General features: G+C 47.0%; 20 protein-coding genes. 4 read left to right on the top strand and 16 right to left on the bottom strand.

The genetic code is table 11. The features are described from left to right. Positions 1-250: 250 nt before the first annotated feature. Positions 251-1,015 (top strand): 2,3-diphosphoglycerate-dependent phosphoglycerate mutase, encoded by a 765-nt coding sequence (gene gpmA / locus ACO5JD_RS08825; protein WP_021625849.1) that lies wholly within the window; start codon positions 251-253, stop codon positions 1,013-1,015. A 98-nt stretch (positions 1,016-1,113) separates the two neighbouring features. Here the strand turns inward: gpmA and ACO5JD_RS08820 are convergent, their stop codons facing one another. The 9 genes from ACO5JD_RS08820 to ACO5JD_RS08780 all read right to left on the bottom strand — a co-directional run bounded on the left by ACO5JD_RS08820 (position 1,114) and on the right by ACO5JD_RS08780 (position 13,686). Continuing rightward, positions 1,114-1,296 carry a hypothetical protein gene (locus ACO5JD_RS08820; protein ID WP_484989245.1) on the bottom strand — a complete coding sequence of 61 codons (183 nt, stop codon included), beginning with the start codon at positions 1,294-1,296 and terminating at the stop codon, positions 1,114-1,116. Then, the gene (locus tag ACO5JD_RS08815) at positions 1,293-3,053 is read right to left on the bottom strand and encodes an ABC transporter ATP-binding protein (RefSeq protein WP_484989243.1); all 1,761 of its coding nucleotides are present in this window, start codon (positions 3,051-3,053) and stop codon (positions 1,293-1,295) included. Before ACO5JD_RS08815 ends, ACO5JD_RS08820 begins: the two co-directional genes overlap by 4 nt. Continuing rightward, positions 3,047-6,334, bottom strand: coding sequence for an energy-coupling factor transporter ATPase (locus tag ACO5JD_RS08810; RefSeq protein WP_484989241.1), 3,288 nt, complete (start codon positions 6,332-6,334; stop codon positions 3,047-3,049). Before ACO5JD_RS08810 ends, ACO5JD_RS08815 begins: the two co-directional genes overlap by 7 nt. Further along, complete coding sequence (locus ACO5JD_RS08805; RefSeq protein ID WP_484989239.1) at positions 6,310-7,041, bottom strand: energy-coupling factor transporter transmembrane component T family protein; 732 nt, start codon at positions 7,039-7,041, stop codon at positions 6,310-6,312. Before ACO5JD_RS08805 ends, ACO5JD_RS08810 begins: the two co-directional genes overlap by 25 nt. Continuing rightward, complete coding sequence (locus tag ACO5JD_RS08800; RefSeq protein WP_484989237.1) at positions 7,042-7,650, bottom strand: MptD family putative ECF transporter S component; 609 nt, start codon at positions 7,648-7,650, stop codon at positions 7,042-7,044. A gap of 780 nt (positions 7,651-8,430) precedes the next feature. After that, positions 8,431-9,063, bottom strand: a complete 633-nt coding sequence (locus ACO5JD_RS08795) for a TetR/AcrR family transcriptional regulator (protein WP_021625856.1) — start codon at positions 9,061-9,063, stop codon at positions 8,431-8,433. Between the two features lie 61 nt (positions 9,064-9,124). Next, positions 9,125-10,864 (bottom strand): ABC transporter ATP-binding protein, encoded by a 1,740-nt coding sequence (locus ACO5JD_RS08790; RefSeq protein WP_484989235.1) that lies wholly within the window; start codon positions 10,862-10,864, stop codon positions 9,125-9,127. 14 nt (positions 10,865-10,878) lie between these two features. Continuing rightward, on the bottom strand, positions 10,879-12,633 hold the full coding sequence (locus tag ACO5JD_RS08785) for an ABC transporter ATP-binding protein (protein WP_484989232.1): 1,755 nt from the start codon (positions 12,631-12,633) through the stop codon (positions 10,879-10,881). Positions 12,634-12,801: 168 nt separating this feature from the next. After that, positions 12,802-13,686 carry a methionyl aminopeptidase gene (locus ACO5JD_RS08780; protein WP_484989230.1) on the bottom strand — a complete coding sequence of 295 codons (885 nt, stop codon included), beginning with the start codon at positions 13,684-13,686 and terminating at the stop codon, positions 12,802-12,804. Positions 13,687-13,812: 126 nt separating this feature from the next. Between ACO5JD_RS08780 and ACO5JD_RS08775 the strand changes: the two genes are divergently transcribed. Together ACO5JD_RS08775 and ACO5JD_RS08770 are read left to right on the top strand one after the other, a co-directional pair. Next, on the top strand, positions 13,813-14,097 hold the full coding sequence (locus ACO5JD_RS08775) for an autorepressor SdpR family transcription factor (protein WP_484989228.1): 285 nt from the start codon (positions 13,813-13,815) through the stop codon (positions 14,095-14,097). Continuing rightward, positions 14,087-14,755: an SdpI family protein gene (locus ACO5JD_RS08770; RefSeq protein ID WP_484989226.1), complete on the top strand. Its 669-nt coding sequence runs from the start codon at positions 14,087-14,089 to the stop codon at positions 14,753-14,755. Before ACO5JD_RS08775 ends, ACO5JD_RS08770 begins: the two co-directional genes overlap by 11 nt. A 35-nt stretch (positions 14,756-14,790) precedes the next feature. Here ACO5JD_RS08770 and ACO5JD_RS08765 read toward each other — a convergent pair whose 3' ends face one another. From ACO5JD_RS08765 to ACO5JD_RS08735, 7 genes are all read right to left on the bottom strand, one after another. After that, positions 14,791-15,543: a type 1 glutamine amidotransferase gene (locus tag ACO5JD_RS08765; RefSeq protein ID WP_021625862.1), complete on the bottom strand. Its 753-nt coding sequence runs from the start codon at positions 15,541-15,543 to the stop codon at positions 14,791-14,793. Then, a complete protein-coding gene (locus ACO5JD_RS08760) occupies positions 15,536-16,897 on the bottom strand; it encodes a MurT ligase domain-containing protein (protein WP_484989224.1) in 1,362 nt (453 codons plus the stop codon). Before ACO5JD_RS08760 ends, ACO5JD_RS08765 begins: the two co-directional genes overlap by 8 nt. A gap of 2 nt (positions 16,898-16,899) precedes the next feature. Then, the gene (locus ACO5JD_RS08755) at positions 16,900-17,499 is read right to left on the bottom strand and encodes an Asp23/Gls24 family envelope stress response protein (protein WP_021625864.1); all 600 of its coding nucleotides are present in this window, start codon (positions 17,497-17,499) and stop codon (positions 16,900-16,902) included. A 41-nt stretch (positions 17,500-17,540) separates the two neighbouring features. Beyond that, positions 17,541-17,915: a DUF2273 domain-containing protein gene (locus ACO5JD_RS08750; RefSeq protein ID WP_484989222.1), complete on the bottom strand. Its 375-nt coding sequence runs from the start codon at positions 17,913-17,915 to the stop codon at positions 17,541-17,543. After that, complete coding sequence (gene amaP, locus ACO5JD_RS08745) at positions 17,915-18,688, bottom strand: alkaline shock response membrane anchor protein AmaP (RefSeq protein WP_484989220.1); 774 nt, start codon at positions 18,686-18,688, stop codon at positions 17,915-17,917. Before amaP ends, ACO5JD_RS08750 begins: the two co-directional genes overlap by 1 nt. Positions 18,689-18,781: 93 nt before the next feature. Next, positions 18,782-20,089 carry an LCP family protein gene (locus tag ACO5JD_RS08740; protein ID WP_484989218.1) on the bottom strand — a complete coding sequence of 436 codons (1,308 nt, stop codon included), beginning with the start codon at positions 20,087-20,089 and terminating at the stop codon, positions 18,782-18,784. A 70-nt stretch (positions 20,090-20,159) separates the two neighbouring features. Further along, positions 20,160-20,960, bottom strand: coding sequence for a YebC/PmpR family DNA-binding transcriptional regulator (locus ACO5JD_RS08735; RefSeq protein WP_484989216.1), 801 nt, complete (start codon positions 20,958-20,960; stop codon positions 20,160-20,162). A gap of 225 nt (positions 20,961-21,185) precedes the next feature. Here ACO5JD_RS08735 and ACO5JD_RS08730 point away from each other — a divergent pair, with 225 nt between their 5' ends. Next, the gene (locus tag ACO5JD_RS08730) at positions 21,186-21,641 is read left to right on the top strand and encodes a hypothetical protein (protein WP_484989214.1); all 456 of its coding nucleotides are present in this window, start codon (positions 21,186-21,188) and stop codon (positions 21,639-21,641) included. The last annotated feature ends 204 nt before the right edge of the window (positions 21,642-21,845 follow it).

Genomic DNA, 21,845 nt, shown 5'->3' with positions numbered 1-21,845 from the left:
GTCCCTAAGCTGGGACTTCAACAAAACAGGGTCTAGTTAAACTTCGGAATCATGGCGCTAGGACAATCACATCAACCATGGGAACCCCCTCGTCTTTGTTAGACAAGTATAACTATACCCAACAAACTCTGCCCTGCGGCAGTGATACGTTGATTGCTACGTGAGGAACACACAGACCCCGCTCTCGCTTACAATAAGAAGTATCAGGTCGCGGAATACCGCGTAGGGACAAGACGAGAAAGAGGAACAGATGGCAGACGACCAGAACATGCACCTCGTCATTATTCGCCACGGCGAGAGTGAGTGGAACAAGCTCAACCTCTTCACTGGTTGGACAGATGTAGACCTTACCGAGACAGGTCACCAAGAGGCTGCTGCAGGCGGCCGTGCGCTCAAGGAGGCAGGCTTTGACTTTGATGTCTGCTACACCTCCCTGCTCAAGCGTGCTATCCATACCCTCAACCACGTCCTTGATGAGATGGATCGCAATTGGCTACCTGTTCATAAGACATGGCGTCTTAACGAGCGTCACTACGGCGCACTCCAGGGTCTAAACAAAGCTGACGCCGCTGCAGAGCACGGCGATGAGCAGGTCAAGATTTGGCGTCGCTCCTTTGATGTGTGCCCACCTGCACTGGAGCCTGGCGATAAGCGCGATCCCCACATCCAAGATCAATTCCGCGATGTACCTCAGGAGGAGTTGCCTTACACCGAGTGCCTCAAGGACACCATTGCTCGCGCATGGCCGTACTTTGAGTCCGAGATTAAGCCTCAGATGGAGGCTGGCAAGCGTGTGCTCATTGCTGCTCACGGTAACAGCCTGCGTGCTCTTGTGATGCAGTTTGAGCACCTTACTCCTGAGCAGATTCTTGAGGTCAACATTCCTACTGGCGTTCCTTGCGCATACACCTTTGACAAGGACTGGAACGTTATCGACAAACATTACATCGGCGATCCTGCCACCATTGAGGCAAAGATTAACGCGGTCGCCAACCAGGGCAAGGCAAAAAAATAGTGCAGTTAAGTAATTGCGCTGCTTGTTGTTGCAATTCTTTCTTTTGCTGAATTATGCTGCAATAAGTTTTGAGCCAGGGTTTATGCCCTGGCTCTTTTTTACTTTTCTGCTCCAAAGACAATGAGAATATTACCTGCAATAAGAAGTACGATTCCTCCCGCAAGCACGAGATTACGCACTTCCCCCATAAAGGAGCTGGGAAGATAAAAAGCTCCTAGAACCAGGTAGATGCTTATAATGACAGCTATCAATCCAACCATCTTCTTGAGCGTGGGTGTCATATTGCACTCCCCTTGTCCTGGAGCGGATATTTTGATGCTCCCACCATGCCAGCACGGACCATACGCGCGTACGCTCCATTTGAAGTTATGAGCTGGTCGTGTCTACCATGTTCAGCAATTGCTCCTTTATCAAGCACGATAATATCGTCAGCGTTGCAAATGGTATGTAGGCGATGTGCAATCACGATAGTAGTTTTGTTATGGCACAAAGCAGAGAGCGCCTCCTGAACGTAGTGTTCATTATCAGCGTCCATGCTGGCAGTTGCCTCATCGAGAATCACAATTGGTGCATTTTTTACAAGTGCACGCGCAATAGATAAACGTTGAGCCTCTCCACCAGAAACACTGGCTCCGCCCTCTCCGATCATAGTGTCAAAGCCATAAGGCATCTTTTTGATAAACTCAAGGCAGCGCGCTTTTTTGGCAGCCATCAGAATCTCATCATCACTTGCGTGGGGACATCCCATAGCTATATTTTCGCGAACAGTTCCTTGGAATAGATACACATCTTGAAACACCATGCTGATTTGATCCATAAGCACAGCAAGAGGCATATCGCGGATGTCAACTCCACGGATACGTATGGTGCCTTCTTTTACATCCCAAAAACGACCAATGAGATTTGCAATAGTCGACTTTCCACTACCCGACTGTCCTACCAACGCAAGCATCGTATGAGGTTTCACTGAAAAAGAGATGTCTTTGAGTACATTTTGATCACTATACGCAAAGGTCACATGTTCAAATTCAATCTCGACTGAATTGCTCTTTGGTACGCTCTCTTGTCCCGTATCGGGCAGCTCTGGGACAGAAAGAAGCCATTCAATACGATCCAGTGCACTTTTGGCAATGGTAAGAATTTCAGTTTGACCATAGGCACTCTTTATAGGCACAAAAAGCTGAAAGAGAAATAGAAGTATCCCGATGAACATAGCCGGAGAAAGGGAGTTCATTTCAAACTGTATGACAGTCACCGCAATTACAGCTGCTGTTCCTAGGGCATACAACACAAGTACCAGCGCTTTAAACGGAGCATGTTCGTTTGTATATGCAACATTCACCTGCTTAAGATTAAAAAAAGAGGAGCGTAAGTCGCGAGCGCTTTCACCTGATGCACCGTAGGCTTTCGCTGTTGGCAAACCAGCGACATATTCCAGGACTGACTTGGTAGATAGTTCCGTTGAAGCACGAAGCTTTTCAGAGTTTTGTACAGCTTCTTTAAATGCAATGCGTTCTATAAGCATTGCAATCAACTCTACTGCCAACACCACAGCACCTACAGCAGGACTCATTACACATAACCAAAGGGTGATAATTATCTGCGATACCAAGCCGCTTACCACTTGAGACAGGGCTGTCATACCCATCTCCTCGAGGGAAACGATATCGCTCGAGAGAATTGAACTTACCTTTCCCAAATTCCCCTCAGTAAAAAAGCCCATAGGAAGTTTACGCAGATGAACTCCAATTTCACGGCGCTTCTCAGCAAATACAAGATAGCCAGCGCCTGATTGCGTGCGGTCGGTCACATATTGAAATAGTGTCTGTAATCCAAAAGAGCAGATAAGAGCAGCAGATGCAATGATACAAAAATAAATAGTGGCAGTTCCCTCGAGTATTGCATTAATCAAAGCAATGGATATAACAAAAGGAACCGTTGCGCAAAGTGAACGCAAAAACGTAAAAAGATAGGCAAGACGTATACGACGTGCATACGGCCCGCAAAATACGAGAAGTCGATGAACCATGGCTAGCATGAGTCAGCCTCCTGATCTTTGATGGTCCATGCATCCGTTTCAGCAGAAGATGCCCACAGTCGGTGATATGTCTTGCTCTCATTCATTAGCGTTGAGTGGGTCCCACGAGCTTCAATACTACCTTGCGACAGGACAATAATCTGATCGGCATCAACAATCGATTGGAGCTTATGGGCAATAACAATAAGCGTCTTATCTTTGACAAGTGCTCGAATAGCAGCATCCATTTTCGCCGCATTCTCTGCATCAACCGATGCAGTCGCTTCATCCAAAATCACAATAGGAGCATCTTTTAATATAGCCCGGGCAAAAGCGATACGCTGGCGCTGACCTCGGGAAAGCTGCAAGCCCGCAGCACCAGCATCAGTTTGATATCCATGGGGAAGCAAGTTAATAAACTCATCGCACTGTGCCGCACAAGCAGCACGGCGAACTTCTTCATCGCTTGCGTCAGGTTTTCCTAAACGGATATTTTCGAGAATGCTTTTATTAAAAAGGAATACGTCTTGGGAAACATATGAAATCAACTGCGCTGCGGCTTGAGCCGACATATGTGTTATATCCTGACCGCCTACACAAATGCTACCCAGCTCGACGTCATATTGATGGGCAAGTAAGCGCGCAATAGTGCTTTTGCCACTTCCGCTCTCACCCACAATTGCTGTTACTGCATTTTCGGGAGCTACAAATGATATGCCTCGTAACGCTTCTGAACCGTGATAGGAAAAACGCACATTTTTAAACTCAACCGCATGATTTGTGCCACAAAAATCTTCATTGCCCACGCATATGGATGGCATATCAAGTGCTTTTTCTAAGGACTGAATCTTGTAACTTACAAGTGGAATCGAGCTAAGGAATGTAATGCAATGTATCAAAAGTGAGCTTATGCCAAAAGCAAGGCACAATACTAAAACTAATTTTGTGAGCGATAGAGCGCCGATAATCACCAAAAGTGCTCCTACCGGCAGTGCATACAAAACTATATGAGAAAATAAACTGCCATAGAGTGCCATCCATGGCCAACTAATTTGATACCAATCTAAGGCATAATCACGATGAGCATCAATAGCATCTTCAAGCTGTTTGCCTGAATTGTCCTGTCGATTGAATATGCGCACAACTTCCATGCCATTAACGTATTCAACAATAGTATTATTCAGACGTTTTGATGCGGCAAAGTAACCGCCCATGCGTTCTATACCTACAATACTCATCTGTCGAGATGCAACAAAACCTAAAGCAATAACAACAGCCACCAGTATTGCCAGCTCCCAATCAATAAAGAGCAAACACAGCATAACTACAACGACAACAGCTGCGTTAGCCATACCTTCGGGAATCATGTGAGCAATAAGCAACTCTATGGATTCAACATCATCAACAAATAGTTTTTTTATTGCTCCTGAACCGCAATCAATGACCGATCCTAGAGGCCGCGCATCAAGACAGCGTTGGAGGTGTATGCGTAAATTTTCCAAAATGGTAAATGCTGCGTGATGAGATATCACCAAACCGCCTGTATAGAGCACGGCATGCAGCACGCCGCACAGTGCCATGATTGCAACAGCGGGTAGAGCATCTGTCCAGGTGAGTCCAAATCCAGATAGCGCACGATCAATGAGATAGTACACAAACCAATACGGAACAAGACTCGCAGCAGCACCAAGCGTCATACATGCTGCAGCAAACCAAACTTTTTTGCGATGTTCCCCTGCATATGACAATATTTTTGCAACGGGTCCACGGGTATCGCGCTTCTTGCTTGAACTTGCATCGCTTGGTGATAAGAAATAACCCAAAACACGCGTAATACCGCTCTCATCAAGTGGATAGAATGCTTCTACACGACCATTTTTTATATACAGCACATGGGTGCAACATTGCAGGATAAGTTCCGGATCATGGGTGATAATAAACGATGTACCAACATCTTTCCCCACAAGCTTAATAAGAGAGCCAAATCGCTCCGTACCCCGTCGATCCAGGCCGCTTGTAGGCTCATCATAAAAAATAATTTCTTTTCCTGCACACAATGCCGACGCGATAGCAACACGCTGCTTTTGTCCACCTGAAAGCGATGCGGGATGACGGGTTTTGTATTCTAAGAGTCCCAAGCGATCAAGAATGTCATTGAGCTTAGCGTCAGAGACTTCAGTGTTAAGCCTCAATTCATCTTCAACGCTTTCGGAGAAGAGCTGGCGATTAACATCTTGCATAACCATGAATGTCTTATGCGCCCGCATCTTATCCGTCATGTAGACGCCATGAAATGCCACAGAGCCATCGGAAGGAATGAGACCGCAAAGCGACTCTGCCAATGTTGACTTACCACAACCATTATCACCAATAATTGCAACAGTCGCACCAAGCGGAAGAGTGAGCCGATCAATATCCAATATACGAGCATTACCCCGCATACAAGCCAAATCCAGCGCATCAATGGCAACATCAAAATGCGTCGGGGAGGAAAAAGACTGACTCGTAGTTGTTATTCTCTCAAGATGGGTACAGCGAAGTCCAAGCTGGGAAAGTTGGCTTTCGGATAACGCATCAAATTCTTCAGCAGAATATATACGCTCGATATGCCCATCTTTGATATATACAAAGCGATCGGCAATATCCATGAGATAGTGCAATCTATGCTCTGATAAGACAAGCGTCTTGCCCTCTGCCTTCATACGCGCAAGGATATCGTGCAAACGTCGAATTGCTTTTTTATCAAGGTTGGACGAAGGCTCATCCATAACAAATACGCAAGGATTTTGGGCATAAACTGAACCACAGGCGATTTGCTGCTTCTCTCCGCCTGAAAGTTCAAAAATATTGCGATTCATAAGTGCATCAAGCTTCATATCAATGCGAGCTTTTTCAATACGCTTAACAATTTCTGTACGATCTAAACCTTGGTTTTCGCAACCAAATGCCAACTCACCAGTAGTATCCATATTGAAAAATTGGCTTTTTGGATTTTGAAAAACGCTTCCCACCAGCTCTGAAATCTCAGCAAGCTCAGTAGTGCTTACACACATGCCATCAACATAGACCGTCCCATCAAGCTGACCTTCATAAAAGTGAGGAGCTAAACCATTGATTAAGCGTGTAATGGTCGTTTTCCCACAACCGCTCTCACCTACAAGGACAACCACTTCTCCCTGCTCAATTTGCAGAGTAATATGATCAACTCCATCGCCCGTGGCATTTTCTCCACCATAATGAAAGCTGACGTCATTAAGCTCTATCAAAATGCCTCCACCTAAGGAAGTTCTATGCTCACCCATACCACCAGGCAAACAAGTATCGCCAGTACGAGATAGTCCGAAAATCTCATTTTTACATCTGCCAACGTAGTGCGCGCCACATTACAATCAAGACCTCGCGCAAGCGAAGCAGCTGCCAGCTCCTCCATCACAGCAACGGTACTAAACAACAGCGGTATAAGAATGTATTCAATTGTTTGAAATGGTGCGCGAATAATTGCAGTAGGTGTCAATTCAATACCACGGAAAGCCATCGCTTTTCGTACGCCCATCCATTCTTCCTGGACGGTAGGAACGAAGCGGAACATAACGGTAAGAGGGATGACAACTACCATTGGCATATGCATTGCTTGAAACGCTGCAAGAATCTGACTGACACGTGTAGTCCGCACAAGCAGCGTAAAGGCAGCTAGGATGGGAAAGAACAGTCTATAGAGCGCATAGACGGCCATCACAAGCGAAGCCATACCCGCTGACACAGAAGGCATGGAAGCAACCAATACGTTTAGGCTTTCCATCAACGCACTCATAAGTATGAGTTTGATACCAACAAAGCGCTTTCCATTAAGGAATATAAGAATGCACTCAAGGGCGCACAACAACATCAAAGGCATCTCTCCCGCAGCCCCAAATGTAATGAGGCATGCAGAGAGAAGTACCAAAAATTTCGTTCGGGGATCAAAGCGAATTATTGCTTGAGAGTCGTCTGCGTAGGTATCGAAGACCACTTATATAATCGCCGCCTTTTCAAAATGCTTTTTGAGCAATTTGCTGGCAAGCAACGCACCGCCAATGCCTCCGACAAGAGCAAAGCCAATGGTTCCAAGATAGAAACCACCCTGGAAAATCTGGGTAGCAGCCTTCACATATGCGGCACCATAGTATTGTGCACTCATAGCCATAGAAGCATCCAAATCGAACACAAAGCAAAGGTAAGGCCCGCACATGCTCAAATTGAACAAAACAAAAGAGGCGAGATACATCTTGCGAGACTCATATTTGCCCATAAAAATCACAAGCTCAGCAAGGAGAGGCCCTACCAAACAAGCGCAGAAGGTATACCACCTTGTCGAACCAGCTACTAAGGCAAACAGCAGGCCCAAGATAAGAGCCGCACCAAACTTTTTTACCTTCATAACACAGAGCATATAGACTGTGCCACCAATGAGGCCTACAAACATAGGGGCAAGCCAATAGAGCAAAGGTATTGCTCCAAGACCCATCACAATAGCAAGCATAAGAACAATGTATATAGCCCCGAAAGCTCCTGCATAAATTAAATCTTTTGTGGTGAGTTTATTTTTCTTCTCGCCAGATTGAGATGTCTCCTTGCTCATAACTCTCCCTTTTTACACAACTACCTGTACATGACTGCTAACATAGCAGGTTAGCTATACTGTTATACAAGGCTAACACATTCTACAATCACATTAAAGTAAGGTGCGGTTGACAGTATGGGAGAGCCTGAATTCTTGATATGAGGCATATAGGAAAAACGTGTGTCCACACATACACATGCGTTCAACCAATGATTAGCAGATGAAAAGTTCCTCAAAGGTGCATATAGGTTCCCTTGTCACCATCCCGCCCGAAAGGTTCACCGTTCATCACCTCGTTTGGAAAAGATTCACCGTTCACCATCTCCTCCAGAAAAAGTTCCTAATTCACGTTTGGCTCCACAAAATGCCTGGTAAATTTTGTGCCAATGGGGAAATAGGAACCTAATTCACGGTCTGCTGATGAATTGTGAACCGTTTTGCGGGGTAGGTGTGCCAGATGATGCGTCCGTCTTGAGGAACTGACCTCATTGCGCTTCATATCACCTCTGCATACAGGGCGCAGTGTTTTCTCTGCCATCAGGCACTTGGACAACAAAGATAACGAGGGTAAACATAGGGTTTCGCCTGCACTGTCAGGTCAGAATCGGACACACATTTTGCCTGACCGCTTAAAATCTCCAGACAGAATTTAAGCATCGATTTTTCCATACTTGACCTACGGATATATCCCAAATTTGGGCACGCATTTTTTCCTATATGCCTGGTATGACAGCTGCGCTAAGCCAAAGCCGCTCACGGTTTAACTCCGCGAGCGGCTTTCTTGTTCTCATATTTTGACTATGGGCGCGATATTTCAAATAAGCTTGCATAACCACTGTGGTAAAAACGGACAAGCGCTTGTATATGTTCAGCAGCGGTTCTTTCATCTGGTTCATTACAAAAAATTTCAAAGAGACAGGAAAAATAAGAGCGCGCGAGCGTATGCGCCAGTACATCAGAGATAGGACACATACTTTCATTGCTCTGAGCATTACAGATTTCGACATATTCAGTAGTACTTTTTGCCTCAATCTCCACAAAGCGATCAACGTAATTTTCCCACGGTGTACCACTTGCTTTTTCTAGCACAAGCAAAAAAGAATCGCGATTGGCATAAAGTGCTTCCGTTACATGCTTACTCACCGCAAGCGTGTAATCAAGCATGGCTTCCATGCTTTGCCTATCGGGGCTTAAGGCATAGAACTCTTCTTGAGCTTTTTCAAAAAGGGTAAGAAGGCCTGCAGCTGCAGGCTCAACAAGTGCATTAAAGAGCGCTTGTTTTGAAGTAAAGTAGCCATAGATAGCACCTGTAGTCATATGTGTTTGCTGAGCTATCGTACGCAGAGATGCCTTCTCAAAACCGTACTTCCAAAACTCAGTACGAGCCGCAGCAAGAATTTTTTCTCGTGAAGAACTCTGTACTGCACACATACCAATGCCCCTCTCGCCCGCTTGCCTTGCCAGCCATTATAGACAAGCGGGCATACAGGCCTTATACAGCAGATATCTTCCAACCAGCAGCTTGCTTGCGCATATTTACAAATGTGGCGTAAAGACCACCTTGCTGCATAAGCATATCGTGTGTACCACGTTGAACAATGCGTCCCTTGTCACACACAAGTATTTGGTCGGCATCACGTACCGTTTTTAAGCGATGCGCAATCATGATGACCGTTTTACGAGAGGTAAGTTCAGCGATGGCACGTTGCAGTTCCAGCTCATTTTCGGGGTCAACATTTGCGGTTGCCTCATCAAGCACCACAATTGGCGCATCTTTTAAGATCGCTCGCGCAATTGACAATCTCTGGCGTTCTCCCCCCGAAAGCACTGAACCATTTTCACCAAGACGTGTCTCATATCCATCTGGTAAAGCAGTAATAAAGTCATGACAACACGCTCTTTGTGCTGCTTGTACTACCTGCTCATGGATGGCGTTAGGAGAGCCAAATTTAATATTGTTTTCAATCGTATCGTCAAAGAGAAACACACCTTGAAATACGGTAGAGAAATTTGAAAGCAATGCATCAACCTTATAGTCGCGCACATCATAACTTCCTAAGCTGATGCTGCCTTCGTCTACATCCCAGAAGCGCTCAATTAAACGCGCTAAGGTAGTTTTTCCCGAACCAGAGGGACCGACAATTGCACAGGATGTGCCTGCTGGGATATTAAAGCTGACATCTTCTAGGATACGTTCTTTTCCATAGCCAAATGAAACATGATCGACGGTAATATCAAGGCTGTCTGGGGTTTCTTTGCCGCCACCTTCGCTCATCTCTTTCGTAGCAAGCAGTAAGTCAACGCGATTCATCGCAACTTCTATATGGCGCAAAATGGTAGAGAAGGTTCCAGACATTTCAAGACGACTGAACACCATAAAAGAGGCAACTATCATCGTGAGGCTGATGCCCGCATCCATTGAACCCGTAATATACAACCAGCATGAGAGGAGACACATTGCCACACTTGTCGCTTTTGATACAACAGCTTGCATCACGGCAAAACGCATGGCAGCCAGCTCAAAACTCACATTCTCTTTTTCACAAGCATCAATGGCAGACGTCAATCGATTTTGGGCGCTATCAAGAAGAGAAAAGGCACGTACAACAGAAATGCCGCGAACATATTCTAGGACTGCTTCTACAATAGACTGCTGAGCGGCAGTTCGTCTATCAGAAGCCACACGTACAAAACGCTGTAAGAGTTCCATGCTTCCACCAAACAGAGCGGTAGTTGTAAGTGTCAAGAGCCCCAATCTCCAGTCAAGTACGAACATCATCATGCAAATCATAAATGAAAAAGCCAAGCCACCAAGCACTGCTTGATATACTAATCCACCAAGGTTTTGCACATCATCAAGGGTATTTGTCATAATGCTCGTAACTTCACCTAGGCTCTTTTCATTGAAGTAACCCATGGGCAAATGACGCAATTTGTCACCTACATCCATGCGTTTCTTTCCCGCATTACCAAAGTTAGCCGAGCAAAAATTCATACTCGCAAGATGTGTAGATACAAATGAACCAACAATATTTACCAACATGATGGCAAGAGCAATAAGAGCTGTCGTTCCCGACACCTCATTGCGAACAAGACTAGATAGCACAACCCAAAGCGCCGTAATTTGTAGCCCCTCAAATAACGCATGAAGAAGGGTAAAAATGAGTCCGCGCCTTAGTTTGAGTTGGTAGGCATTGCCAAATGCAAAATACTTTCTTAGAACAGAAAACATAGTAATGCCCTCCTTTAGGCTGCGTCGCGTGCGCCGATATGTGCCGTATACATATCTGCATAAAGCGGGCAATTCTTCATGAGTTCACTGTGGGTACCTCGAGCCTCAATGCAACCCTTTGACACCACAACAATCGAGTCAGCATCGCAGATTGTAGAAAGTCGATGCGCAATAACAATAAGCGTTTTACCAGCAACCAATTTGGCAACCGCAGATTCAACCTCAGCTTCACTTTCGGGGTCAGCATATGCTGTAGCTTCATCGAGCAACACAATAGGTGCATCTTTCAGCATGGCACGCGCGATGGTAATACGTTGGCGTTCACCACCTGAAAGATGTCCTCCAGCACTACCAACAACTGTCTGATAGCCCTTCGGTAGCGCTACTATAAAATCATGACAACCCGAAGCTTTTGCACAAGCAATTACCTCAGCATCACTTGCTTGCGGCTTGCCCATGCGGATATTATTCATGATACTGTCATCAAACAAATAACTATTTTGGTCAACATAGGCAATTTGCTGCGCGAGCTGATCTGCGCTCATCTCTTGTAGCGAATGTCCACCTATACACACCTTGCCACTATCAGGGTCCCAAAATCCTGCAATAAGACGCGCAAGAGTGGATTTGCCCGAACCAGAGGGTCCGACCAACGCTGTCATCTGACCCGCTTTTATTTCCAAATTTACACCGTGAATAACTTCTTGATTGCTATAAGAAAAACGAACGTCTGAAAGACTGATATCGTGATTCTCAAGTAAAACCGGCTTTATAGCGCGGCGCTGGTTGGGTAGATCAAGGACTTTAGCAATCTCATCTACCGTGGTACCAATCTGCGCCAAAGAATCTGCAAAACTCATTGCGGCATACAGTGGCGGGAAGATACCAACCGAAAGAACAGCACACATGACAAAGGTAGCTGCATCAAGTGTTCCTTGTGCAACAAACAAGCAGCCTAAAGGAAGCACGGTAACAAGCGTTGCGGGCGCCAGCGAAAGTGCACCATCCGACCAAATTTGGCAATGTGCCATCCAATCGATAAACGCATGTGCAGATGCATAAACAGCACGGGAGAATTTCTCATATGAGCTGGCAGATTGTCCAAATGCCTTGATAACCTCAATACCAGCAACATATTCTACTGAGGCATCATTCATGGCTTTGCCTGTTGTTACGGTATTGCCATACCACGTTTCATAGTCATGGGCCATCCCCGCCATGCAAAACATTCCTAAAAAGAACGGAACAAGTGCTGCCAACGCCAATCTCCAGTCAAGGGTAAATAGATATATCAAGACAAGCGCCGGAATCAGCAAGTTTGATGTGAGCTCAGGAACTGCATGAGCAAGCATGGTTTCGATACTATCAACCTTCTCGACCATGAGTGATTTAAGCGTACCTGAGGGAATATCAAGAACATAACCCATAGGGACATGAACGAGCTTTTCAGCCAAAAGCTGCCGGATATTCGAAATAGTAGCAAACGTAGCAATGTGCGAAATTGCCGTCGAAGCAAAGTGAAATACGAGATATACAAGGTAGCCTACTGCCGCCACTACTCCCCAATGCAAAAAGAAGTTCCAATCTCGTTGCCCCGTAAGGATGCCTGTAATCATATGACCAGCGGCAAAATAGGGCACCATACTTCCCGCAACACCAATAATTGCGAGGATAACGCTGAGCACATAACTCCCTTTTTTCTCAGACCAGCCCAAAAGTCTCACTAGAGGTGATGATTTTTGGGATGGATTTGACGAAGAAGTTTCCATCTCTTTCCTTCCTAGTAGTTATCCTTAGCTAACTATATAACAGTGTTATAACAGTTTTTATGCCAGATTCCTACCCAAAAAGTAGAAGCTATTTAATAAAAAAAGGTGCCAACTATTATTGACACCCATTTGGAATATACGACCAAGCAAAAGAGCTATAAAGCAGGACTACCAAGACAGAAGTTCATAGCCGTCTTCGGTAACAACCAGCTGGACTTCCCACTGAGCAGAATCACTACCGTCCTTGGTGCGGACTACCCAACCATCACTCTGGTCAATCCAAATATCATGACTACCCGCATTGACCATAGGTTCAATCGTAAAGCACATACCTGGCACAAGGACATAGTCAGTATCTGGCTCGCCCACAAAGCTCACAAAGGGATCTTCATGAAATTCCTTGCCAATGCCATGCCCACCATACTCGCGCACCACCGAATATCCCGCTTCTTCAACGCAACGCTGAACGGCGTAGGAAACATCACCCAAATGGCCCCAAGGTGTAACTGCCTCAAGACCCGCCTTAACCGACTCGTGCGTAACCTCCACCAAACGGCGGCGCTCATCGGAAACCTCACCAATACAAAACATTCGACTCGAATCTGAGAAGTAACCATTCAAGATAGTCGAGCAATCAACATTAACGATATCGCCTTCCTGCAACACTACTTTGGGAGAAGGAATACCGTGGCACACCACATCATTAATCGAGGTACACACACTCTTTGGATAGCCTTCATAGTTGAGGTCAGCAGGTACGCCACCGTGTGCGGTAGTGTATTCGTAAATCCACGCATCAATCTCCTCGGTGGTAACTCCTGAAGCAATGCGCTTCCCCACCATGTCCAACACACCGCGATTAATTTCAGCAGATTTACGAATGCCCTCGATATCAGCCTCGGACTTCATGAGACTACGAGGGAGTACCTCTTCACCCTCAAGCGCGAGTTTTTCCATACGCTCATCTTTGCGCATGTGGCATTTCTTGTACTTCTTGCCCGAACCACACCAACATTCGTCGTTGCGACCTGGTACGCATTCATTGTCATACATGGCTTACTTCCTTTCGTCGCGTTTCATTATAGGTTTCAACCAGCAAAAATCAGTCTTGACGCAAGAAGAGCACTGTCATACCATCTCATACTAATTTGATATCTATCGAATTAGTGAGGAAAGGACATGGCAGGAGAAGCATTCACCGCACTATCTGATGCAACACGCAGACGCATTTTGGAACTCTTACAAGACCAAGATCTCACTGCGGGCGAAATTGCCGAACATTTTGACCTGAGCAAAGCCACCCTAAGTCATCACCTTGCCATTCTCAAAAATGCAGGGCTTGTAAGTTCTGAAAAAGAAAGACTCTACGTACGCTATCGACTCAATACCACTGTTGTTCAGGGACTTATGGCGTGGCTGTTTGAGCTCACGTCACACGAAGGGACGCAAGACCATGAAGGCTAAGGAAAAGAAGTTTTGGCTGGTAATAGCCCTACTTTGCCTCATTAATTTAGCAGCTCACCTCTATTTCTATCCGAAGCTCCCTCAGACTATTCCTACGCATTGGGATACAAGCGGACAGATAAATGGTCATGGTCCTCGTTGGGTAGCACTGATTTTGTCGAGCTTGCCTCTGGGGATGCTGGTGCTTTTTTACTTTATCCCCAAGATTGATCCAAAAGGCGAGGCGTATAAAAAAATCCAAGGGCTTTGGCATGGCTTTATCATTGCGACTAGCTGTTTATTCATTATCCTTTCTTGGATTACGGAAGCCACAGTATTTGGCTGGATTCCTCAAAGCAGCAAGATAGTTCCCCTACTCATACTCTGCACATTAGGAGTAGGCCTTATTGCCCTAGGGAATTATCTTCCCCGTGTACGCCAGAATTACAGCTTTGGCATCAAGACGCCCTGGGCACTGGCAGATGAGCATTGTTGGCAAAGAACACATCGCATGGGCGGCATTACGTCCATATTTATGGGAGTAGGACTCATCGTCTGCGGTCTTGCCAGCGATATTTTACAAGCGCTCGCAGCACCCATTCTTTCAGTAATTTTGTTGGGCGGAGTTGTGTGGATGTATCTCTACTCGTATTTAGTTTATGCAGGTAAAATGCGCTAAGCAGTCAGAGCGCTATCAAGCGGAGCAAAACACATCTACTGCTCTTTAACCTGACCTGAGAGCAAACGTTTTGTCATAACAGAGTTTGCTTCAAGCTCCTCTGCATCGTCAAGCGGCTCGAGCGTTACATCACCGTAGCGACGCTCGAGTGCACGCGCAATCAGATAGTCTGCCACCCCAGGATTTTTTGGGAGCAGAGGCCCATGAATATAGGTACCTACCACATTTTTGTAGAGACAGCCCTCAAAACCCGTCTTACCATCATTGCCATGACCATATAAAACCTTACCCATAGGCTCAACACCAGCACCTAAATGCGTGCGCCCACCATGGTTTTCGTATCCCACAATACGCTGTGGGGATATGCGGCTCTCCACCACAATATTGCCAATAAGACGTGGCTCAGCTCTATCGGTATACATGTCCACCAAAGATAGACCTGGAAGCTTTTCATCCCCCATCAGATAGTTGGAACCTAGTAGCTGATAGCCACCGCAAACTGCCGCAAGTACACCATTATCCTCGACAAAAGCAGCAAGCTCTGCTTGAACCGAGAGTAGCTCCTTACAAACAATACTCTGCTCACGGTCAGATCCCCCGCCGATAAAAGCAATATCTATATCCGAAAAAGTCGGACGATCACCCATGTGACACTCAATGACCTCACAGCCAATCCCACGCCATTCCAAACGACGGCGCAGTACAAGAATATTGCCCGAATCGCCATAAAGATTAAGCAGCTCAGGATAGAGATGCGCAATACGAAGTGTCCGAGAAGTACTAGACATGACGCGCCCCCATCTCTTCGAGCTCAGCTTTGGCAGGCCAGAGCGCCGAGTAATTTGTGAGTACATAGAGTGTTTGTTTTGTATCAGATGCTTCAAGTGAGGCGAGTGTACTTTTTACATTTTCAGAAATCGATGATGCAATCCCTGCATACTTAAGGCGTACTTGCAGGTCATTTGCGCGACTGCCACTGCAATATACCTGTATAGGATTTTCATCGTCGGAAAGACGCTCAAAATCGACATCCCAAATCCAGGAGATGTCCTTACCATCATTTACGTTGTCATTAATGGCAATATGAACATATTTAGGACGCTTGTCCGCCAGCAAAAGAGAAATATTTTGGTTGAAACCCGTAGGATTTTTTGCAAGGTTGAGGACAACTTCACGCCCATAAACGTTGAAGTGTTGCAAACGACCATTGGCAGGCCGGTATTCATCTATAGTGCGCTGAAAACTTGCATCATCTGTGGCAGCAAGATGCGCTGCAGCATAGGCGGCAAGCAGGTTATACACCATGTAAACGCCACCAAAATCAGCATGAAGCTGCAGCGGCTTTTCATTACCAAAGCCAGGTCCCGACACACTAAATGCGATTCCTTCACGGCTGACTTTGACCTCGCGAGCTACAAAGTCGAGCTCAGGACGGGCAAAATCGCAGTTGGGACAATGAAACGCGCCAAGCTGTGCATAGCTGCGATAGTCATAGCTAAGCTCTGCTCCACATTGTTGGCAAAAACGTGCTTCGGGCACGCGGTCGGCTGTTTGATCTAAATCTTCACCAATACCAAAGCTCAACACATGCGTCCCTGCCTGAGCGGCACGATAAGCCACACCTACCGAAAGCGGATCATCGCCACAACAGACAAGGACAGTCTCAGGAGATGCCTGCAGGGCTGACACAATAACATCCTGTACGTGCTCAATTTCGCCTGCCCGATCTAATTGATCTCGAAAGAGGTTGAGCAACACGAGATATTTGGGTTGCAGTTGAGGAAGGATATGAACTGTTGAAAGTTCGTCCGCCTCAATCACTGCCCAGTCTGCCGTCTTTCCAGGAAGCAGTGCCGCCGCAACGCCAGGAGCCATATTTGCCCCCACGCGATTGCAGAGCACATGTTGACCCGCAGCCTCAATAGCAGACGCCACTATATTGTTAGTAGTGGTCTTACCATTTGTACCGCAGATAACAATCGAGCCCTTCTGCAGTTTTCCTGCCAAAGCTGCAATCACCTGCGAGTCTATACCCAACGCCACTCTTCCAGGTAGCTGGGATGCATTGCGGTGAAGCAAATCTCGCAAGCCCCAAGAAGTTAGTCTTCCTAGAGCGATTGCAACTGATGTGCGCAAACTCACCCTTATTCCTCTGTTTCGGTTTCGGTAGTCTCAGCCTGTACAGCTGCTTCAGCAGCAGCTGCGGCGGCAGCGGCATCGGCACGCTTGGAAGCAGCATACTCTTCCTGCGTCAAGACATCCTCAATACGAAGATTGACACCAGCAACTTCGAGTCCTGTCATACCCGTGACCTGCTTGACCACGGTCTTTTTGACATCCTCAAAAACCTGGGGAGCATAGGCACCATACTCAATCATGACTGAGATATTGACACGTACAGCAGAATCGGGGGTAACCTCAACCGTCACTCCCTTGCGAGGCGCATGAGCACCAAAGGTCTCCTGTACACGATCGAGCCAGCCGCCCTTCATACCAATAACACCTGGTACATCGCGCATAGCAATGGCAACAATTTTCTCAATGACACCATTGGAGAATGTCAGGGAGTCTTCACTGTCGAGATCTTCTTCAGAGTCAACAGCTACTCCCTCACCCCCATCCCATACGGGCTCTATAGCAGTACTGGTCTCGCTTTCCTCGATAGCAGCAAGAGGGACTGCGGGGGTATCTACACTTTCCTGAGAAACTGCCTGCTCAAGCTCCTGCTTTTTGTCTTCACTCATGGAAGTGTCCTTTCTAGCTGCACAAAGGCCAGTTCATAATCTTAGTTGCGAGGCTCAAAAAGTGAGCGAATGGTACGAATAATACGGGGATCACCATCAAGTAGCTGCCCCACCGCAACACCAGCAATACAGAAAAGAGCAATTTCTAACGTAGTCCAAAAGCCAACAATCAAAAAAAGAATTGCTAATGCAAGACCTACGACACCACCATAAAAGGCATTCTCGTGACCTGGGAAGCTACGATGAACCCACTCAGCAACAGCCTGATGCGGGAGTTTGCCCGCCTCAGCATTCTGCTGAGACGCATTCTCACTAGCCATCAATTGTTGAGAGTTAGTTTCAACTGCTTTGGTTTGCTCTTCTTTGTCGGCAGCCATTTGCTGTTCTATGGTCATCTTGGGTTTCTTTTCTTGCATTACGAGTCCTCCCTATCAGTTGTAGGGACTTCTTCAGTTATATCCATGTCAACAGAAAGATCATCATCGTCGTTAGCCTCAGACCCAAGCTGAAGTGGACGCAAAGTCGTTGTGTGTCCCATGGGTACACGAATATCTTCAGCAATAGGCGCTTCGGGGGTAGTTGGCTGAGATTCAGGCTCTATCGACGCAGGATGTGCTTTTGCCATCGTGTTAGCGTAGCTGGCTTCAAGACTATCAAAATTGACTGGCTCGTCATGGGTGATGGGATCAACAAACTCAATCGTAACGCTATCAACCGTATCGCCACATATCTCGGCAAGTCCAACCATCAAGCGGTCATGAAGCTCTGCTCCCAACGCTGCAACATTAACCGTATTGTTGGGCTGAATGCGACAAAAGACACGCACATGACCGCGTTTCTTTGCTTTGACACTCACACTCCGTGCCGTCAACGTACCATCGCGCTCTATGGTATGCACTGCCTGCGCGCGGATGGCATCACGCGTAACTTGCACCTCATCGCCATCAACAACAGACACAATAACCGAATGCGGATTACGCGGAGTAAACAAAGCGCCCAACAGACATACCAACAGACCTAGACCCGTAATGCAGGCAAGCACAAGAGCAGCTGTACCGCCAATAGGATTGGCGAGCACAGTCGCAATGCCATGCTGATAGATACCATACCAAGGCAGCACTAGTATTGCGAGGCAGGCCATTCCAGCCAGTCCAAAGACAAACATGCACAAGCGCTTAAAACCGCTCATGCCCCACCCCCTCATACTCTGCAGCACACAGGCCGCGATTAATCTACTCTCATGAAGGATAACGCAAGCGCCGGACACGTGGTGTGCTTGCTTTTATTCCATGCCAGTCTTTACATCCTCAGCCTCAGGATTGCCACCCGCATTGATGACCTCCATCAGACGCGAAGTTGCCGCTTCATCATTAATGACATAAGACACACCATCAATATAATCAGTCGTAGATGGTAGTGCTGCACGATAAATAGTGGGTGATCCAGCCAACATACGCAGCATAATCGGCATCATGTTGTAACAGCGCATCGAACTGTCCATCATGTCGGCCATTGAATTGGCAACACCTACCATCTCCCAAGGCGGCAGCGTGCGAGCTTTGCTCATAATGGCCTGCAATACCAGCATCTGGTCTGCTTGACGTTGAAAATCACCCAAAGCAAAGCCATGACGAACACGTGAGAAAAGCAATGCAGTCTTGCCGTCCATCTGATGCGTCCCTGCGGGTAGGACAAGTCCTGTGTACTCAGGGTCATTTACATCCACTGGCACCTTGACCGTAATACCACCCACTGCATCTACGAGCGAAGATAGTCCATCAAAGTGAATAACGGCAACCTTTGAAATAGGCACATTCACGAGTGCGCTCACAGCAGATGCCATGCCTCCAGCTCCGCCAAAAGCATAGGCAGCATTGATTTTTTGAGTACCGTGACCAGGAATTTCCACTTTGGTATCGCGAGGAATGGACAACATCGTAATCTTGTTGGACACAACGTCAATGCGCGCCAAAATAATGGAATCGGCACGCGACACTGCATCGCCCTCTCGCGCATCAGAGCCCAGCAAAAGCACATAGTAGGGCTGCAGGGGAATATGCATCTGGGTAGCTTCCGCTACGCCTTTTGCCTCGGGATCTTTGAAGGCAAGTCTATTGTCGATAGGCAGAAACACCAGTGCATACACCGCTGCAAGTACAGCAATCAAGACAATTAAAAACTTTAGGAATCCATGACGTTTGTGCTCACGGTGTGGTAAATGAATCTGGCGCCCTGGCTGTCTATCGTAGGCACTCTCATCAAAATATTCCTGCGCAGACCTGCGAGACCTGTGTATAGGTGCAGCAGACCAGCTATCAGTATTGCCGTAGCCTTCATTTCTATAGCGACGATCAAAATCGGCACGATTTGCCTCAAGACTGCTCAGACTCGCCGGATGTTGTGGCAATTGCACGCCTGGATTTGCATTTGCACGGCGAGTTTGCGGCGCCGAATTGGCAGGCGGCAAGTCGGCTGCGCCCCGCGAAAAGGCTGAGCCACTCTGAAAATGTCCCTTTTTGTGATTATGCGAAGCGACCCCGAAGCCATTGGCCTCGAGGTCGTCGTCATAATTGCGATATTGCCTACTCAAGCGCACCTCGCAATACTCGTCTTGGCCAAAGTTGCTTTACCTAACTATACGCAAAGCACCTAGGTCGAGGCTACTCGTCAGCTGCGAGGGCCTCCTCAATCTCATCAGTACGGTTCATGGTGTCATAAACGTTCTGAACGTCCTCAAGCTCCTCAAGGCGATCAACAAGGCGCTGAACCTTTTTGGCATCAGCAACAGAAACCTCAGTGGGGGTCGTAGCAATCATCGTGAGCTCGGAACCCTTAACCTCAATACCCTGAGCTTCAAGGCCCTTTTGGACATCCTGCATCTTGTCATAGGCGGTATAAACAATCCACTGATCGCCGGCATCCTCATAATCGTCGCCCTCAGCTTCGGCGACTGCCATCATAAACTCATCCTCATCGACAGCATTCTCGCGGTCGGCAACCTTCTTGTCATCGCTCTTGATGATTTTCTCAACAGCAATAGAGCCTTTACGCGCAAACTGGAAAGCAACAGAGCCCGAGGTACCAAGATTGCCGCCAGCATGAGAAAACGCGGAGCGCACGTCTGCAGCGGTGCGGTTTTTATTGTCGGTTAGGCAATCAACATAGACAGCGACACCCGCAGGGCCATAACCCTCATAGCTAATCTCTTCGTAGACAGCGGCATCGGCACCAGCACCAAAGGCCTTGTCAATAGCAGCTTTAATCTTTGCATTGGGCATGGAAACCATGCGAGCACGAGCAACAGCAGCAGCAAGCGTTGCATTGTTGTCCGGGTTGGGGTCGCCACCAGACTTGGCGGCAACAGTGATGTTGCGCGAGAGCTTAGAGAAGAGCGATGAACGCTTTGCGTCGATCGCTGCCTTCTTGTGCTTGGTGGTAGCCCACTTAGAGTGTCCGGACATGCAGGTCTCCTTCTTGCATCGTGGTAGAAACAGTAGGATTTTAGCTGTTTGTCTTGTCAAGGGAAAGAGGAAAGCTTCTCCCCTACTCAAAACCCACGCAGTCATGGTAATTTTTGCTGCCAATTTTTACCGTCTACCTAGGCTCGTTCAATTGAGAGTCTACATGCGTTAAAGTCACAAGTGAAGAGTTTGTATTGTTGTATTCCTCAGCTAAAGGAGGCGCTCATGCTTTATATAGGTAACTTCAACTACAATGATGAAAACGATGTCTCTGACAACTACGTGTTGATGCCTGCCGTAGTAGAAGCTGCAGATGCAGAAGAAGCGCTGGATCGTTTTGAAAAGATGTTCGAGCGCATAAACGCCAAGTCCGACCTGCTTGATGGTGCGCATTCCATTTACCTGGACTCTTTGGTTGAGCTCGATCGTGCGCCTGAATCCGCCGTACTCATCCAATGGGAAAAGATTGTTCCTACAGATGAGGGGCTCTGCTCTATTACTTCAGCTCTGCCCGAACTCGAAGAAGGTGAGGCGGCGTCTGCTTATGGTTGGAATGACGACGATGGAGAGTTTGAGCACATCCACGTCCACGACGATAACGAAAATATTGCAGACACCGAACTCGACGACTTTGATGATGACCAGAATGGTTTTGAAGAAGAGCCTTTCATGAGACTCTAAGCTCTGCTTTATTAGGTGTTAAAGCAAAGAGTTAATCCCCGTCGTCATGCCCAGGCGACGGGGATTTTTGCGTTTTCTTGCGCACAAATGGTTCAAGCTTCGGGCACAACACTAACAGATGGTTCAAGTGTCGGAGTATTTCCAAATAGATGGTTCAAGTGTCGGAGTTGGAGTACACAAAACAGCTGGTCATTTTTTTCGGTA

This window comes from Olegusella sp. (genome assembly GCF_057238325.1).
The sequence above is the reverse complement of the archived record's forward strand: the minus strand, read 5'-3'. Positions and strand labels throughout refer to the sequence as shown.

What these genes read in the sequence shown, in the direction of transcription:
- gpmA (WP_021625849.1), top strand. Translation starts at nt 251, where the DNA reads ATGGCAGACGACCAGAACATGCACCTCGTCATTATTCGCCACGGCGAG.
- ACO5JD_RS08820 (WP_484989245.1), bottom strand. Translation starts at nt 1,296, where the DNA reads ATGACACCCACGCTCAAGAAGATGGTTGGATTGATAGCTGTCATTATA.
- ACO5JD_RS08815 (WP_484989243.1), bottom strand. Translation starts at nt 3,053, where the DNA reads ATGCTAGCCATGGTTCATCGACTTCTCGTATTTTGCGGGCCGTATGCA.
- ACO5JD_RS08810 (WP_484989241.1), bottom strand. Translation starts at nt 6,334, where the DNA reads ATGGGTGAGCATAGAACTTCCTTAGGTGGAGGCATTTTGATAGAGCTT.
- ACO5JD_RS08800 (WP_484989237.1), bottom strand. Translation starts at nt 7,650, where the DNA reads ATGAGCAAGGAGACATCTCAATCTGGCGAGAAGAAAAATAAACTCACC.
- ACO5JD_RS08795 (WP_021625856.1), bottom strand. Translation starts at nt 9,063, where the DNA reads ATGTGTGCAGTACAGAGTTCTTCACGAGAAAAAATTCTTGCTGCGGCT.
- ACO5JD_RS08790 (WP_484989235.1), bottom strand. Translation starts at nt 10,864, where the DNA reads ATGTTTTCTGTTCTAAGAAAGTATTTTGCATTTGGCAATGCCTACCAA.
- ACO5JD_RS08785 (WP_484989232.1), bottom strand. Translation starts at nt 12,633, where the DNA reads ATGGAAACTTCTTCGTCAAATCCATCCCAAAAATCATCACCTCTAGTG.
- ACO5JD_RS08780 (WP_484989230.1), bottom strand. Translation starts at nt 13,686, where the DNA reads ATGTATGACAATGAATGCGTACCAGGTCGCAACGACGAATGTTGGTGT.
- ACO5JD_RS08775 (WP_484989228.1), top strand. Translation starts at nt 13,813, where the DNA reads ATGGCAGGAGAAGCATTCACCGCACTATCTGATGCAACACGCAGACGC.
- ACO5JD_RS08770 (WP_484989226.1), top strand. Translation starts at nt 14,087, where the DNA reads ATGAAGGCTAAGGAAAAGAAGTTTTGGCTGGTAATAGCCCTACTTTGC.
- ACO5JD_RS08765 (WP_021625862.1), bottom strand. Translation starts at nt 15,543, where the DNA reads ATGTCTAGTACTTCTCGGACACTTCGTATTGCGCATCTCTATCCTGAG.
- ACO5JD_RS08755 (WP_021625864.1), bottom strand. Translation starts at nt 17,499, where the DNA reads ATGAGTGAAGACAAAAAGCAGGAGCTTGAGCAGGCAGTTTCTCAGGAA.
- ACO5JD_RS08750 (WP_484989222.1), bottom strand. Translation starts at nt 17,915, where the DNA reads ATGCAAGAAAAGAAACCCAAGATGACCATAGAACAGCAAATGGCTGCC.
- amaP (WP_484989220.1), bottom strand. Translation starts at nt 18,688, where the DNA reads ATGAGCGGTTTTAAGCGCTTGTGCATGTTTGTCTTTGGACTGGCTGGA.
- ACO5JD_RS08735 (WP_484989216.1), bottom strand. Translation starts at nt 20,960, where the DNA reads ATGTCCGGACACTCTAAGTGGGCTACCACCAAGCACAAGAAGGCAGCG.
- ACO5JD_RS08730 (WP_484989214.1), top strand. Translation starts at nt 21,186, where the DNA reads ATGCTTTATATAGGTAACTTCAACTACAATGATGAAAACGATGTCTCT.